The sequence below is a fragment of the Nocardiopsis sp. EMB25 genome, assembly GCF_026797795.1.
GTDB classification, from domain to species: Bacteria; Actinomycetota; Actinomycetes; order Streptosporangiales; family Streptosporangiaceae; genus Nocardiopsis; species Nocardiopsis lucentensis.
The window spans coordinates 3,175,201-3,189,594 of the sequence record NZ_JAMTDN010000001.1 but is presented as its reverse complement, the minus strand read 5'-3'; the positions used below and the strand labels follow the sequence as shown (position 1 = coordinate 3,189,594).

Below are 14,394 nucleotides of genomic sequence, written 5' to 3'. Positions count from 1 at the left end.
CGACGGAGAAGGCGGACGCCACCGCTCGCGCCGTGCTCACGGTTCTGCAGGGGGAACCCCCGGACCGAACCGCCGCCCGGTACGGGATCGAGACCGACGACCTGACCATGGCCACCGAAGTCTTCCTCCAGGCCGGACACCGAGCCGTTCACGAGCACAGCGGTGCCGGTTGGCGGCAGACCTACGTCGAGTTCACCGACTGGGCTGCGGCGGACGACATCGCCGCCACCCACCTCCTGCCTCTCCTGCTTCGCATGGAGAAGCAGTACGGGGGAGTGTGGTGGTTCATCCGCAAGTACCCCTGCTGGCGGCTTCGGCTGTCCACCAGCACCCACGGCCTCGAAGCGAGGGTCCGGCTCGCCGAAGTCCTGGACGGACTGGTCTCCAGTGGACACGTCCGAGCCTGGTGGCCAGGGGTGTACGAACCCGAGACCCCAGCGTTCGGAGGGGCTGAAGGGGTCGCGGTCGCGCACCGACTCTTCCACGCCGACAGCCGCTCGATCCTGGAACTCGCCTCCCGGGAGGCGGCCCCCATCGGCCACCGTGAACTCTCCGTCCTGTTGCTCACGGTGCTGATGCGTGCGGCCGGGCTGGAGTGGTACGAGCAGGGCGACGTGTGGCACCGGATCGCCGAGGAACGCCCTCTCCCCGCCGATGTACCGTCCGACCGGTTGTATGTGCTGTCCGCGGATGTCAGGACCATCCTGATGGCCGACACCGCGCCGGACGGACCGTTGTTCGGTGAGACACGAACTGCGGCGTTCGCCTCGGAACACGCCGATGCCTTCCGCGTCGCGGGTCAGGCCCTGGGTTCGTCAGCCCGGAAAGGCGTCCTCGATCGCGGGCTGCGTCACGTGATCGCCTATCACGCGATCTTCCACTGGAACCGTCTCGGCCTCGCCCCTCGCACGCAGAGTGTCCTCGCCTGGGCCGCGCGGGCGGCCATCCTCGATCCGTCGTGTTGACGGATTCCGTGTCGTCCAGGAACGCGAGGCACTCCGCACCGCCAGGCAACCCTGCCTGGCGGTCGATGGGGTTCCCTACCGTGCCTTCAGGTCCTCCAGGAAGGAGGTCCACTCCACGGCTGAGAAGTTCAGTGTCCCCTTGCCGGGATGGACCGAGTCCCGGACGGCCGCTCCTTCGGGCTGGTGCCGGACCTGGACGCACTGGCCGTTGCCGCTGCTGTAGCTGCTGGTGAACCACGCACCGGCCGGTTCTCTGCTGCTGGTCGTCATTCTGCTGCCTCCTTGTCCTTCTCCATCATGCCCGCGGCCATGGACGCGACGAGCTTCCGTGAGGAGTCCGGGCTGTCGGCCAGGCCCACCAGCTGCTCCATCATCAGGGAGTAGCGGTCGATGTCGACCTCTCCCTCGAGGAAGAGGTCACCGGCCATGCTGTCGATGTAGACGACGGCGGGGTCGGCCGGATCCGGGAAGTCGATCAGCACGAACGATCCGGGCATGCCGGGGTGGGCACCGGCTCCGAACCTGATGACCTGCAACTCGATGTGCGGGAGCTTGGCCATGGTGGCGAGGTGCAGGAGCTGTTCCCGCATCACACGTGGACCGCCCACCGTTCGGTGCAGTACGGCCTCGTCCACGACGGCACGCAACCGGAGCGGGTCGCTCCTGTGCAGCAGCTCCTGTCGCTTCACGCGGGCGCGGACACGGTCCTCGACCTGGTCGTCGGTGGCCAGGGGCAGTGTTCCCCTGACGACGGCCCGGGCGTAGTCCTCGGTCTGGAGGAGACCGGGGACGAACAGGCTCTCGTAGTTGCGGATCGTCCGGGCCTCGGACTCGAAGAGGATGTAGTTGGTGTATTCGGTCGGCAGCTCGGAGGGGTAGGTCTCCAGCCACCCCTGCTGGCCCGAGTTCTTCGTGAGCGCCAGCAGTTCGTCGCGCTTGTCGTCGCTCACCTTGTACAGGTCGCACAGGGTGTGGAGTGTGCGGAGCTGGGGGCGTGCCTGCGCGTACTCGATCCGGTAGAGCGTCGAACCGTTGATCCTGGTCGCCTCGGTCACGTCCTCACGAGTGAGGTCGGCGGAGTCCCTCAGCCTGCGCAGCTCCGCGGCGAGTCTCCTCATACGGAGGGTGCGGGTCGGCTTCTTGGCTGGCATGTCCACACTCCCGTTCCTGGGCATGGCTTGCGCGGCGATCACTCTCGGGCTCATGCTACTCCGATCCTTGAAAGATTGAGAACGCATACCTTGCATTCTCAGTCTTGCGTAGTCATCATGGGCGTAAGCATGCCACCCATTCCTGTTCGGGTGGCTGGATTCAGAGAAGTTCTCTCCGGAGGCCTGTCATGGCCAAGAACATGTCGACCGCGGGTGGCTGCCCATCCGCGCTGATCCGATTCCCGACCGCAGAGCAGTGCGTCTGTCACCTGGAGCTGGTGGACGGCTGCCTGCCCGCCAGGCTCGCTCGGAAGGCGACCCGTCTCATCGTGGGCAGCTTCGGCTCCCACGCGGAGCAGGTGCCGCAGATCGAGGAAGCCGTGGGTGAGTTGGTGGCGAACGCCGAGCGCTACGCGCCCAAGCCCTGGCGGCTGAGGCTCTACCTCGACGACCGAGCCCTGTGGGTCGGGGTGGGCGACGGTGACCCCCGAACGGCCCTGCCGGTCGAGGAGCGCCTGAGGTGTCCGGCGATCCCGAGGTGGAGCGAGAAGCACGGTCGAGGGCTGTTCCTCGCCCGTACGGCCTGCCGAGGCGAGTGCTGGGTGCGCTCCACCTCCACCGGGGCCAGTGTCACCGGGGGCAAGGAGATCCTGTTGCGCTTCGCGCGCGACAGCGTCTCGGCCCCAGCGGTCTAGCTCTGGTCGGACCGCCCACGTGTACCGAAAGTCCGGACCGACGAGCGCGTCCCCGACGCGACGGCGTACCGCGGACCCTCCAGGTGGTCGAGGTCCACACGGGGCGAGCAGTTTCTCCCACCTGGAACGCCCGAGTCCCTCTTCACGAACTGAACGACCCCGGCGGCCGTGCAGCCGGCCCCGGGGTGTGGCCAACGCTTCATGGAGCGCTGACAAATGCACCTTATCGCCCAAGTGCGCACGTGGCTCGAGCGGATGCTCGCTCCGCCACGTGGCCGCCACTGCCGACGACGTCCGACCCGAACGCCACTGTCGCGAACGCCGCACCAGGAGATCGAGTTGCTGCCCGCGCCGCAGCCGATCCGTATGGACGACCCCACCGACCCTCGGCGCTACACCCTGCCCCGCCCGCCCTTCCAGCAGTGGGAGCAGGAGAAGGGGGCGCCAGGGGAGTTCGACGAACTCGCCGCCTTGGTCCGTGGCGCACTCGCGCTGGGGATCGGGAGGTGAGCGCCCTGCATCCGACACCGCGAGGAGACGACGACATGGCCGAGACTGACAGGCGTGCTCTGCCGACCCGCGAGCCGGAGTCCCTGCTGACCCCCGCTGAGGTAGCGGCCATGTTCCACGTGGCCCCCGCGACGGTCACGCGGTGGGCCAAGTCGGGGAAGTTGCGCTCGTTCCGCACCTTGGGCGGCCACCGCCGCTACTGCGAGGTCGAGGTGCGTTCCTTCCTGTACGGAACCGACCAGTCCGGCCCCTGATCGGGGCGACCCTCGGTCGTGGAACGGTCGCACGGTCAGCTTGGCTGATCACTGTTGCCGGGATCGACGTCGCATCCGATGGTCCCGTGTGCCCGGAGTCCTGCTTCGGGTGCACGGGATCTGTAGGTTTCGAGAGTGACTGCTGGCACCGCCTGTCGACCACGGACCGGGAGCGCGGCAGGCTCTTCGCTTCGCCGTCGGAGGCCGAGGAACGCAACCCCGGACACAACGAGAACGGGCTCCCGAAGGAGCCCGTTTCGAGGGTGATGCTGGTGGGCGATACAGGATTCGAACCTGTGACCTCTACCGTGTCAAGGTAGCGCTCTAACCAACTGAGCTAACCGCCCGTGTGAAGCATGGGAGGTGGAGACGGGATTTGAACCCGTGTAGACGGCTTTGCAGGCCGCTGCCTCGCCTCTCGGCCACTCCACCGAGACACGCGGGGCGCGAGGCCCCGCGTCTCCTCCGAGCGGACGACGGGATTCGAACCCGCGACCCTCACCTTGGCAAGGTGATGCTCTACCAGCTGAGCCACGTCCGCTTGCCGCTCGGCCCGGGCCCCGTTTCCGTGGCCCCCGCCGTGCTGCTGGTAAGAACTCTAGCGGAAAGTCGGCAGACGGCAAATCGGCCCAGCGCGCGACCGGTGCGCGTCCCCTCGTCCGGGGCCCGAGCCACGGCGTGAGCGGCGCTTAACGTCCGCGTCATACCGAGGGGTGAACAATGGAGAGCACCTGCGCGAACGACGGGGGAGGCGGCATGGACGGGACCGGGGGCGTCCCCACGACGGGAGACCCGGGACACGGCGCACAGCGGTCGTGGCGGGAGGCCCGTGAGGCGGCGCGCCGCCTCGGCCTCGAACTCGCACTTCCCCCGCGCGAGATCCCCCTGGAGGACGCCCTGGACGCCGTCCTCGGCGACGACGTGCGCGCCCTGGTCGGCCTGCCCGCCTACGACGCCTCGGCCATGGACGGCTACGCGGTGGCGGGGGAGGGGCCGTGGCGGTTGGCGGGCAGGCGGTTGGCCGGAGCGCCGACGCCGCGCGAGGGGCTGCGTCCGGGTGAGGCCGTCGAGATCGCCACCGGCGCCCACGTGCCCAAGGGCGCCGAGGCGGTCCTGCCCTATGAGGGGGCGACGGTCGGGGAGGGGCGGGTCGCGGGCGACGTCACCCCGGGGCGGCACGTGCGCTGGTCGGGCGAGGAGATCGCGCCGGGAGAGACTGTTCTCACACGGGGAACCGTGGTCACCCCGGCCGCGCTCGGCCTGGCCGCCAGCCTCGGCCACGAGACCCTGCCCGTCCGCCGGCCCCGAGTGACCGTGATCGTCACCGGCGACGAGGTCGCCGACTCCGGGCTGCCGGGGGAGGGCACCGTGCGCGACGCCATCGGCCCGGTCCTGCCGGGGGTCGCGCGGTGGGCGGGGGCGCGGGTCACGCGCGTGCTCCGCCTGGGCGACGACCGGGGGACCCTGCGCGGGGCCCTCACCGGGACGGGCGCCGACGTGGTCGCCGTGTGCGGCTCGTCGTCGAAGGGTCCCGCCGACCATTTCCGCGCGGTCCTGACCGACCTCGGCGCCGATGTCGCCGTGGACGGCGTCGCCTGCCGGCCGGGCCACCCGCAGGTGCTCGCGCACGCCGACGGCACCGCGTTCGTGGGCCTGCCGGGCAACCCCGGCGCCGCCCTCGTCGCGGCGCTCACACTTTTGGTCCCCCTGGTCACCGCCATGGCGGGGCGGCCGGACCCGAGCCTGGACACCGCGTCGGTGCCGCTGGAGGGCGACGTGCGCCCGCACCCCCACGACACCCGTCTCGTCCCCGTGCGCGTGTCCGGAGGGTGTGCCCGTCCCGTGGGCCACGACCGCCCGGGCAGCCTGCGCGGAGCCGCCAACGCCGACGCCTACGCCGTGGTGCCGCCCGGCTGGGACGGCTCCGACGTGGAACTCGTCCGCCTGCCCTGACCGGTCACGGGCACCACCGGCCCCGGACGGGCGTCGGCCCCGAGGAGGACTCCCCGGGGCCGACGCCCGTCCGGCCAGGGCCTGTTCCTGGAACGGTCACCCGCAGGGGTGTCGTTCGGGTGCCGCCAGGGTGCTGCACGACGAGGCGATCCGCGAGCGAGGAACGAGCGTCAGGCGTGGCCGAGGATGAGGCATCCCTGGCCGTTGGGGCGCCCGAACACGGTCCGAAGCGCAGCGGAGGACCCAAGAAACACGGCCTATCCGCGCGACCGCTCCCGCGGCCGCGCGGCCGACGCGCCGTCCCCGTCCCGCTGGCCCTCCGCGGCCGGGGCGGTCTCCTTCCGCAGCAGCACCCACGCCTGGACTGCGGCGGTCAGCACGATCAGCGCGGCGATGACGCTCGTCACGTGCATTCCGCCGGTGAACGCGGTCCGCGCCGCGTCCAGCAGGTCGCCGCCGGCCGTCCCACCCAGGTCGGCCGCGGCGTTGGCGGCCCCGCCCAGGGTCTCCCGCGCCCGCTCCATGGCGGGCGCGGGAACGTCCTCGACCCCGGCCAGCCCGGACTGGTAGAAACCGGTCAGCACGCTGCCCAGCACCGCGACGCCGAGTGCGCCGCCCAGCTCGTAGGCGGTCTCGGAGATCGCCGAGGCCGCACCGGCGCGCCGCGGCGGGGCGGCCGACATGATCGCCCCGTTGGTCAGGGTCTCGGCGAAACCGGCGCCGGTGGCGATCAGGCCGAAGCCCACGGCCACGACCGCCACACCGGTGGCGGTGTCGTTCGCGGAGGCGAACACGAGCACCGCGAACCCCGACGCGGTCACCACGAGGGCCGAGCCGATCACCGTCGCCAGGCTGAGCCGACGGGCGGCCCGCACGGCGACGAAGCTCGCCAGCACCGACAGCACCAGCCCCGGCAGCAGCACGTACCCCGCGCGCATCGGCGAGACACCCAGCACCAACTGGAGGTACTGCGTGAGGAAGAACAGGGACGCGACCAGTGAGAACACGATCATCAGGTTCGTGACGACCGCGACGCTGAAGACCCGCGACCGGAACAGGTCCACGTCGATGAGCGGATCCTCCAGGACCAGCTGTCGCCGGACGAACACGGCGCCCAGGGCCAGGCCGACCACCAGGCTCGCGGCGGGCACCACCGCGAGCCCCTCGGTGGCGAGCTTCTTGATCCCGTACACGGCGGGCAGCATCGTCGCCATCGACAGCACCACGCTGGGCAGGTCCATCCGCCCCGGTCGCGGATCGCGCGACTCGCGGACCAGGAGCGGGACGAACACCAGGATCAGCGCCATCACCGGCAGGTTGATCAGGAAGACCGAACCCCAGGAGAAGTGCTCCAGCAGCCATCCGCCCAGGATCGGGCCGAGCGCGGCTCCGGCGGAGAAGCCCGACGCCCAGATGGCGATGGCCAGCAGCCGTTGGCGGGCGTCGAGGAAGGTGTTGCGCAGCAGGGACAGGGTGGAGGGCATCAGCGACGCGCCCGCCACGCCCAGCAGGGCACGGGCCACGACGAGCACCTCGGGGGTGGGCGCGAACGCGGCCAGCAGGGACGCGCCGCCGAAGGCCGCGGAGCCGACCATCAGCAGTCGGCGGCGGCCGACGCGGTCGCCCAGGGACCCCATGGTGATCAGCAGTCCGGCCAGGATGAAGCCGTAGATGTCGATGATCCACAGCAGCTGGCCCGCGCTGGGCCGCAGCTCCTCGCTCAGCTGGGGAACCGCGAACCCGAGCACGGTCATGTCGACGGAGATCAGGACGACGGGCAGGACCAGAACGGCGAGCGCGGCCCACTCACGCGGACCCGCGAGCGCGGGGGCGGCCCCTCGGGGGCCGAGCGTGGGGATCAGGCCGCGGCCGGCCTTGCCGAAACTCATCTTTCCTCGTTACGTCTCGATAGTGGCGCGCCGCACGGATCGGAGGCGCGGTGCCGCCGGACGGGAACAGGGGTTCCGGATCGGCGGGGGAGGGTGATCGACCGGAGACACACTCCGGGATTCTTGAACCGTCCAGACGGTACAGTACCGTCCAGCCGGTACAGTGTCAATCGTGAACGCATCGAACACCCGTGACCGCATCCTCGACGCCCTCCAGGACATCCTCATCAACGAGGGCTACACCGCAGTGACCCTGGAGGCGGTCGCGCGTGCGGCATCGGTCTCCAAGGGCGGCCTGCTGTACCACTTCCCCTCCAAGGCCGCCCTGCTCACGGGTCTGATCGACCGCCTCAGCGCGCTCGCCGAGGAGGAGTTTCGCGAGGCCCGTGAGGGCGGCGAGGGCGTGGTCCGCGTGTTCCTGCGCACCTCGCTCCCGCAGAGTCCGGAGGAGCGCGAGCTCTACTGGGCCGTCATCGCCGCGCTGCGCGGCCAGGAGGATCTGTCCGAGGAAGCCGTCTGCCTGGTCCAGAACCTCTTCACGCGGTGGGGCGAACTCCTGCACGAGGAGCTCACCGACCCGGTGCTGGCCGAGATCATCCTGCGCGCGGGCGACGGCCTGTACATGGCCGCGATCGCCGGGCTGCCCCAGCCCGACCCGGCGCTGCGCCAGCAGATGTTCGACCGCCTGGTCGAGGCCTCCGACAGGGTGCGCCGCCCCCGCTGAGCCGACGCGAGGACGTGTGTCCGGTGCCACGGCCTGGGAAGGATCACCGACACGGAGCGGCTCCCACCCTGTCCCGGCCGTGTGGAGCGGTCGTGCCGAAAGGGTGTGGGGGAGGTGACCGTGTGGTGCTGTTCACACGCCCCCGATCGTGGTTTACTTGCCAGTAACTTCGTAGCCGCAACCGGGCCCCGCGGTCGTCGGGTGCCCGCCCACCTGGCGAGGTGAAGTGTGCACTACCTCAGTGAGTGGGGCACGCCAGGTCGACCCGGCCGCCGTGCTTCGCGAGACTGGTCCCGCCTCGCCGGAGCGTCCACGGGGTGAGAACACGCAGACGGGAAGGCGGGGAGCCGATGCACAGGCTCACCAACCAGGTACGGCCGTACGCCTGGGGCGCGCGAACCGCGATTCCGCGGCTCCTGGGCACCGAGCCGGACGGCACGCCCCAGGCCGAACTGTGGTTGGGCGCCCACCACGGCGCACCCAGTACCGCGCACTGTGACGAAGGCCCCAGATCCCTGCCCCGCCTCATCGCCGACGACCCCCACCGCGTGCTCGGGCGCAGGACCACCGAACGCTTCGGCGCCCGCCTCCCCTTCCTCCTGAAGTTCCTGGCCGCCGAGGCGCCCCTGTCCCTCCAGGTGCACCCGGACGCCGAGCGCGCGCGGTCGGGCTTCGACGCCGAGGAGCGCGCGGGCATCCCCGTCGACGCGCCGCACCGCAACTACCGCGACCCCCACCACAAACCCGAGCTCCTCCTGGCCCTGGAACCCTTCGAGGCACTGTGCGGCTTCCGCGAACCCGCCGCCGCCCGCGCCGACCTGGAGGGACTGGACTGCGCTCTGGCCCGACTGCTGCGTGAGGACCTCGCCGCCCCCGACACCCACGACGCCCTGCGCTCCGCCCTCACCCGCCTGCTCACGCTGTCCGCGGCGGACCGGGAGCGGCTGATCGGCGAGTTCGTCGCCGAGTGGTCGGCCTCCGGCGGCCGCGGCGCGCACGCTCGGGTCATCACCGAGTTGGCCGACCGCTACCCCGGCGATCCCGGGGCGGTGGCCGCCCTGCTGCTCAACCGGGTCACCCTCTGGCCCGGACAGGCGCTCTTCCTGCCCGCCGGGAACATGCACGCCTACCTGCGGGGTACGGCCGTGGAGGTCATGGCCAGCTCCGATAACGTGCTGCGGGCCGGGCTGACGTGCAAGCACGTGGACGCCCCCGAGCTGCTGGACGTGGTGGACTTCTCGGTCCTGCCGATCCCCTACGCCCGCCCCGGCCTCATGGACGGCCGCCGCGAGTTCCGACCGGCCGCCCCCGAGTTCGCCCTCCACGAGATCGGCCCCGGCCGCGTGGCCGCCCACCTGCCCGGAGAGGGGCCGACCGTGGTGCTGGCGCTGCGAGGCGAGGTCGAGCTGGTCGCCGAGGTCGGTCGCGGGATCACCCTCCAACGCGGCGAGTCGGTGTTCGTGCGGGCCGACAACGGCCCGATCAAGGTGGAGGGGCACGGCCACGTCGTCGCGGCCACCGTGGGTGACCAGGCGTACTGACCCCCGGCCGGGCAGTTCGCCACGGAGTACCCGTTCGCGCCGATACCCTGGGCCCTTTCCGCATCACGCCGATGAGACACGAGGGGTACCACCATGGCGCTTGAGCGTCCGGAGATCGACATGCCCGACGGCCCGCCGCCCGCGGACCTGGAGATCACCGACATCACGATCGGTGAGGGCGAGCAGGCCGGTCACGGCAGCAACGTCGACGTCCACTACGTCGGTGTCGCCCACTCCACGGGCGAGGAGTTCGACGCCAGCTGGAACCGCGGCCAGACGCTGGGCTTCAAGCTCGGCGCCGGCCGGGTCATCCCCGGTTGGGAGCAGGGGGTGCTGGGCATGCGCGTGGGCGGCCGCCGCAAGCTGGTCATCCCCCCGCACCTGGCCTACGGTGAGAGCGGCGTGGGCCCCATCAAGCCGAACGAGACGCTGATCTTCGTCGTCGACCTGGTCGGCGTCAAGTAGGACCCGGGTGTCCGGTGCCGCGTGGCACCGGACACGCAGGAGGGGCCCGGACCGCGCGCGGAAGGCGCGGACCGGGCCCCGTCCCGTTCCCGCCCCTAGCTCAGGGTCGCGCCCACGGTTACATGGCCCTTGAGCAGGTCGCGGGCGATCGTGCGGCGCTGGATCTCGTCGGTTCCCTCGAAGATCCGCAGCAGCCGCAGGTCGCGGTACCAGCGTTCGATCGGCAGCTCGCGCGTGTAGCCCATGCCGCCGTGGATCTGCATGACGCGGTCGACGATCTCGTTGGCCTTGACCCCGCCGAACAGCTTGGCGATGGACTGGGCGTGCCGGGAGTCGCGACCGACCGAGACCTGCCAGGCGGCGTGCAGGACCAGCAGACGCAGCGCCTCGATCTCCGTCTGGGAGTCGGCGATCATCCACTGGATCGCCTGTCTGTCGGCGATCGGCGCGCCGAAGGTCTCCCGGGTCTTGGCGTACTCGATGGCCATGCCGAGCAGCCGCTCGCACCCGCCCAGGGCGCGGGCGGGCAGCAGGTAGCGGCCCTTGCCGATCCACTGCATGGCCAGCGCGAAGCCGCGCCCCTCCTCACCGAGGATGTTCTCGTGCGGCACGCGCACGTCCTGCAGGACCAGGGCGGCGGGGCGACGCTCGCCCATGGTGTCGATGGGCTCGGAGGTCCAGCCCATGTCGCGGTCGACCAGGAAGCAGGTCACACCGCCGTTCGCGCCCTTGTCGGGGTCGGTGACGGCGAAGACCATCGCGAAGTCGGCCTCGTGGCCGCCGGTGATGAAGGTCTTCTCGCCGTTGATCACCCACGTGTCGCCGTCTCGGACGGCCCGGGTGCGGATCGCCTTGGCGTCCGATCCGGCGCCCGGCTCGGTGATGGCGAAGCAGGACTTGCGCTCGCCCTCGATCGTGGGCAGGAGGTAGCGCTCCTTCTGCTGGTCGTTGGCGTGGTAGAGGATGTTGTCGGCCTCGCCGCCGAACCGGAACGAGACGAAGGACCGGCCCAGTTCGATCTCGATGATCGCGGCCGTGATCGGGTCGAGGCCCATCCCGCCGTACTCGACCGGGGTCTCCACTCCCCAGAAGTCGGACTTGCGGGCGAGCGCGCGCAGTCCGTCGCGTTCCTCGGCGGTGAGTCCCGGGGTGTGGCCCGCGCGTTCGCGCCGCAACACCTCGTTCTCCAGGGGGATGAGTTCGCGCTCCACGAAGGTCCGCACCCAGTCGCGGACGGCGCGCTGTTCTTCACTCAACGAGAAGTCGATCACGGCCTGCTCCCAATAACCTAACGGCGTTCGGTTATGTGAGAGTACGACCTCCCCCACCCGGTGTGCAAGGGGTCGGGCGGTCACGGATGCCATCCGGACGTGCGATGATCGGGCCGAGGTGGCCGGACCGTCCGCCGCGAGAACCGAGAAGGGGAGCAGTCCGTGGCCCGACCCAAGACGCCGATCCTGAGCAGGCAGGCCATCCGTGCGGCCGCCCTGGAGCTGATCGACAGGGAGGGCCTGGACGGCCTGTCCATGCGCAAGCTCGCCCAGGAGCTGGACGTGCAGGCGGCGTCCCTGTACAGCCACTACCGCACCAAGGAGGAGCTGCTCGGTGAGGTGGCCGACGAGGTGACCTCCCGGGTCGACGTCTCCGGTTTCGAGAAGGAGGACTGGCGCGGGGGTGTCGCCGCCTGGGCCCGCTCCTACCACGCCGCCCTCTCCGCGCACCCCAACCTGGTGCCGGTGATCGCCGCCGGCCCCGGACGCCGGGAGGACGCGCTGAGTCGGGCGAACGCGGTCCACGGCGGTCTCGTGCGCGCGGGCTGGCCGCCGCGCTACGCCACGATGATCGGGGCCTCGACCAAGTACCTCGTGGTGGGCGCCGCCACCCAGTCCTTCGCGCGTGGGTTCGACGACGACGTGCGGGTGTACCGCGACCGCTATCCGAACCTGTCCCAGGCGCACCGGCTGCCCGACCACGCCGCGGAGATCGACGAGGCCAGCTTCGAGCTGGCGCTGTCCGCCTTCCTCGACGGCCTCACCCCCCTCTTCGAGCGCGTGCGCGCGGAGTCCTAGCGGGCGGCCGCCGCCAGGGCGCGGGCGACGCGTTCGGCGTCCTCGCCCCGGGGCAGCGGCGCGCCCGAGGCCAGCCGGGCCATGATCACCCCTGACAGCAGGTCGGCGACCAGCGGGGCGTTCCCGGAGTGGGCGAGGTCGCCGCGTGCGACGGCGCGGTCGAGCAGCCCGGTCACCATGTCCAGTCGCCGCGCGAGGATCGTGCGCAGGACCGCCCCGCCCTCCTGGTCCAGGAGGGTCGCCGCGAGTGCGTGTCGGGCCATGGCCTGCAGCCGCGGCTGGGAGAAGAGGGTGTAGGCCGTCGTCACCGCGGCGGACAGGTCGGTGTCCAGGGAGCCGGTGTCGGGCACCTCCACGCGGTCGATCGTGATGCTCTCCGCCGCGGCCACCACGAGGTCCCGCTTGGTGGCGTAGCGGCGAAAGACACTCGTACGGCCGACGCCGGCGCGTGCGGCCACGTCGTCGAAGGTCAGGTCGAAACCGCGCTCGACCAGTAGTTCCGCCGCGGCGTCGAGGATCGACGCGTCCACGGCCGGGTCGGGGCGGCGGCCTCCGCGACCTCCACTCATGATGTCCACCTTCGGGGTCTTGACTTTGATTCCGGTACTCATAGTATCGGTACTGAAGATACCGGAACTAAGAGTACCGGATGTTGCTCGAGCGGCACCACACCCCCGAAGGAGCACGTCATGAGCGTCATCGTCGTCGGGTCCGGCCCCACCGGACTCATGCTCGCCGGAGACCTGGCCGAGGCCGGGGTGGACGTCACGATCCTGGAGCGCCGGGCCGAGGAGTCCAACCTGACCCGGGCCTTCGCCGTCCACGCCCGCTCCCTGGAACTGCTGGAGGTCCGCGGTATCGCCGACGAACTCGTGGAGCAGGGCTTCACCGTCCCCGAGCTGCGCGCGAGCTTCGGCACGCGCGGCTTCTCCGTCGACATCAGCCGCCTCGACAGCCGCTACCCCTACGTCCTCATGGTCCAGCAGGCCCGGACGGAGATCCTGCTGCGGCGCAGGGTCGAGCGGTTGGGCGTTCCCATCGTCCGGGGCGCCGAGGTCATCGGTCTCACCCAGGACGGGGACGGCGTCACCCTCACCGTCCGCACCGCCGAGGGCGAGCACACCGAGCGGGCCGACCACGTCGTGGGCGCCGACGGCGCCCACAGCGCCGTCCGCGGCCTCATCGGCGTCCCCTTCACCGGCCGCAGATACCAGACGCACATCATGATCGCCGACGTCCGCCTGGACAACGACCTGCCCAACGCGGTCAACCCGTTCATCGCCGCCGACGGCTTCGCTCTGCTGCCGCCCTTCGGAGACGGCTGGTTCCGCGCCGTGGTGTGGGACCGCACCCGTGAGGAGGCGCCCCTCACCGAGCCCGTGACCAAGGGGGAGCTGAACGCCTCCCTCGACCGCCTCACCCGGGGCCGGGTCCGGGCCGCCGAGATGCGTTGGTCCACCCGCTTCCTCAGCGAGCGCCGCCAAGCCGAGCACTACCGCGTCGGCCGCGTCCTGCTCGCCGGCGACGCCGCGCACGTCCACTCGCCGATCGGCGGAATGGGTATGAACACTGGACTCCAGGACGCCGCCAACCTGGGGTGGAAGCTGGCGGCGGTCGAGCGGGGCTGGGCGCCCTCCTGGCTCCTCGACTCCTACGAGGCCGAACGCCACCCCGTCGGCCGCGCGACCCTGCGTCTGACCGACACGGTCACCCGCATGGTCGTCGCCTCCGGTCCGGTCCGCGCCCTGCGTCCCTACGTGGTGCCCCGGCTGGTCGCCAACGAGCGCGTGTCCCGCGCCGTGTTGGGCATGATGTCCGGCATCGGGTTCTCCTACGACCTGCCCGACACCCTGGTCGGCTCGACGGGCGCGGGGGAGCGGGTGCCCGACCTGGACCTGCGGGTCGACGGGGCGCCCACGCGGCTGTTCGCGCTGATGGACGCGGTGCGCTTCACCCTGGTCGACACCTCGCCGAACGGTGCCGCCGCCACCGCCGCCGAGCCCTGGGGAGAGCGGGTCCACGCGGTGCGGGCCGAGGGGGCGCTGCCGCACGGCGCCGACGTCCTGCTGGTCCGACCCGACGGTCACACCGCCTGGAGCGGCCGCGCCTCCGGATCGGACGACCTCACCCGGGTGCTCACCGAGTGGGCCGGGACGGCGCCCGCGATCCGCTGAGGCC

15 protein-coding genes and 3 tRNA genes are annotated in these 14,394 nt (G+C 71.2%); 10 read left to right on the top strand and 8 right to left on the bottom strand.

The window, feature by feature from the left end:
* Nucleotides 1-32: 32 nt before the first annotated feature.
* A complete protein-coding gene (locus KIK06_RS13795; RefSeq protein WP_268643433.1) occupies nucleotides 33-965 on the top strand; it encodes a thiopeptide-type bacteriocin biosynthesis protein in 933 nt (310 codons plus the stop codon).
* Between the two features lie 75 nt (nucleotides 966-1,040).
* Here KIK06_RS13795 and KIK06_RS13790 read toward each other — a convergent pair whose 3' ends face one another.
* On the bottom strand, nucleotides 1,041-1,235 hold the full coding sequence (locus tag KIK06_RS13790) for a DUF397 domain-containing protein (RefSeq protein ID WP_268643431.1): 195 nt from the start codon (nucleotides 1,233-1,235) through the stop codon (nucleotides 1,041-1,043).
* Nucleotides 1,232-2,116: a helix-turn-helix domain-containing protein gene (locus KIK06_RS13785; protein WP_268643430.1), complete on the bottom strand. Its 885-nt coding sequence runs from the start codon at nucleotides 2,114-2,116 to the stop codon at nucleotides 1,232-1,234. Before KIK06_RS13785 ends, KIK06_RS13790 begins: the two co-directional genes overlap by 4 nt.
* Nucleotides 2,117-2,304: 188 nt before the next feature.
* On the opposite strand from KIK06_RS13785, the gene KIK06_RS13780 reads away from it, so the two are divergent.
* The 3 genes from KIK06_RS13780 (at nucleotide 2,305) to KIK06_RS13770 (ending at nucleotide 3,575) form a co-directional block, all read left to right on the top strand.
* Nucleotides 2,305-2,811 carry an ATP-binding protein gene (locus KIK06_RS13780; RefSeq protein WP_268643429.1) on the top strand — a complete coding sequence of 169 codons (507 nt, stop codon included), beginning with the start codon at nucleotides 2,305-2,307 and terminating at the stop codon, nucleotides 2,809-2,811.
* Nucleotides 2,812-3,150: 339 nt separating this feature from the next.
* Nucleotides 3,151-3,321: a hypothetical protein gene (locus KIK06_RS13775; RefSeq protein WP_268643427.1), complete on the top strand. Its 171-nt coding sequence runs from the start codon at nucleotides 3,151-3,153 to the stop codon at nucleotides 3,319-3,321.
* Nucleotides 3,322-3,356: 35 nt separating this feature from the next.
* Nucleotides 3,357-3,575, top strand: a complete 219-nt coding sequence (locus KIK06_RS13770; RefSeq protein WP_268643426.1) for a BldC family transcriptional regulator — start codon at nucleotides 3,357-3,359, stop codon at nucleotides 3,573-3,575.
* A gap of 270 nt (nucleotides 3,576-3,845) precedes the next feature.
* Here KIK06_RS13770 and KIK06_RS13765 read toward each other — a convergent pair.
* The 3 genes from KIK06_RS13765 to KIK06_RS13755 form a co-directional block, all read right to left on the bottom strand.
* A tRNA-Val gene (locus KIK06_RS13765) sits at nucleotides 3,846-3,922 on the bottom strand.
* A 14-nt stretch (nucleotides 3,923-3,936) separates the two neighbouring features.
* Nucleotides 3,937-4,007: transfer RNA gene (locus tag KIK06_RS13760), tRNA-Cys, on the bottom strand.
* 36 nt (nucleotides 4,008-4,043) lie between these two features.
* Nucleotides 4,044-4,116: transfer RNA gene (locus KIK06_RS13755), tRNA-Gly, on the bottom strand.
* A 215-nt stretch (nucleotides 4,117-4,331) separates the two neighbouring features.
* Between KIK06_RS13755 and KIK06_RS13750 the strand changes: the two genes are divergently transcribed.
* Nucleotides 4,332-5,528, top strand: a complete 1,197-nt coding sequence (locus KIK06_RS13750; protein ID WP_268645986.1) for a molybdopterin molybdotransferase MoeA — start codon at nucleotides 4,332-4,334, stop codon at nucleotides 5,526-5,528.
* 257 nt (nucleotides 5,529-5,785) lie between these two features.
* Here the strand turns inward: KIK06_RS13750 and KIK06_RS13745 are convergent, their stop codons facing one another.
* Nucleotides 5,786-7,417 (bottom strand): MFS transporter, encoded by a 1,632-nt coding sequence (locus KIK06_RS13745; RefSeq protein WP_268643425.1) that lies wholly within the window; start codon nucleotides 7,415-7,417, stop codon nucleotides 5,786-5,788.
* 172 nt (nucleotides 7,418-7,589) lie between these two features.
* Between KIK06_RS13745 and KIK06_RS13740 the strand changes: the two genes are divergently transcribed.
* The 3 genes from KIK06_RS13740 (at nucleotide 7,590) to KIK06_RS13730 (ending at nucleotide 10,147) form a co-directional block, all read left to right on the top strand.
* Nucleotides 7,590-8,141, top strand: a complete 552-nt coding sequence (locus KIK06_RS13740) for a TetR/AcrR family transcriptional regulator (protein ID WP_268643424.1) — start codon at nucleotides 7,590-7,592, stop codon at nucleotides 8,139-8,141.
* Between the two features lie 350 nt (nucleotides 8,142-8,491).
* The gene (gene manA, locus KIK06_RS13735) at nucleotides 8,492-9,682 is read left to right on the top strand and encodes a mannose-6-phosphate isomerase, class I (protein WP_268643423.1); all 1,191 of its coding nucleotides are present in this window, start codon (nucleotides 8,492-8,494) and stop codon (nucleotides 9,680-9,682) included.
* 93 nt (nucleotides 9,683-9,775) lie between these two features.
* Nucleotides 9,776-10,147 carry an FKBP-type peptidyl-prolyl cis-trans isomerase gene (locus tag KIK06_RS13730; protein WP_017597922.1) on the top strand — a complete coding sequence of 124 codons (372 nt, stop codon included), beginning with the start codon at nucleotides 9,776-9,778 and terminating at the stop codon, nucleotides 10,145-10,147.
* A gap of 95 nt (nucleotides 10,148-10,242) precedes the next feature.
* Here KIK06_RS13730 and KIK06_RS13725 read toward each other — a convergent pair whose 3' ends face one another.
* Nucleotides 10,243-11,418, bottom strand: a complete 1,176-nt coding sequence (locus tag KIK06_RS13725) for an acyl-CoA dehydrogenase family protein (RefSeq protein WP_268643421.1) — start codon at nucleotides 11,416-11,418, stop codon at nucleotides 10,243-10,245.
* A 162-nt stretch (nucleotides 11,419-11,580) separates the two neighbouring features.
* On the opposite strand from KIK06_RS13725, the gene KIK06_RS13720 reads away from it, so the two are divergent.
* The gene (locus tag KIK06_RS13720; protein ID WP_017597923.1) at nucleotides 11,581-12,216 is read left to right on the top strand and encodes a TetR/AcrR family transcriptional regulator; all 636 of its coding nucleotides are present in this window, start codon (nucleotides 11,581-11,583) and stop codon (nucleotides 12,214-12,216) included.
* On the opposite strand, the gene KIK06_RS13715 is transcribed toward KIK06_RS13720, so the two are convergent.
* The gene (locus KIK06_RS13715) at nucleotides 12,213-12,785 is read right to left on the bottom strand and encodes a TetR/AcrR family transcriptional regulator (RefSeq protein ID WP_268643419.1); all 573 of its coding nucleotides are present in this window, start codon (nucleotides 12,783-12,785) and stop codon (nucleotides 12,213-12,215) included. The genes KIK06_RS13720 and KIK06_RS13715 overlap by 4 nt on opposite strands.
* Before the next feature lie 120 nt (nucleotides 12,786-12,905).
* On the opposite strand from KIK06_RS13715, the gene KIK06_RS13710 reads away from it, so the two are divergent.
* A complete protein-coding gene (locus KIK06_RS13710) occupies nucleotides 12,906-14,390 on the top strand; it encodes an FAD-dependent monooxygenase (RefSeq protein ID WP_268643418.1) in 1,485 nt (494 codons plus the stop codon).
* Nucleotides 14,391-14,394 lie beyond the last annotated feature (4 nt).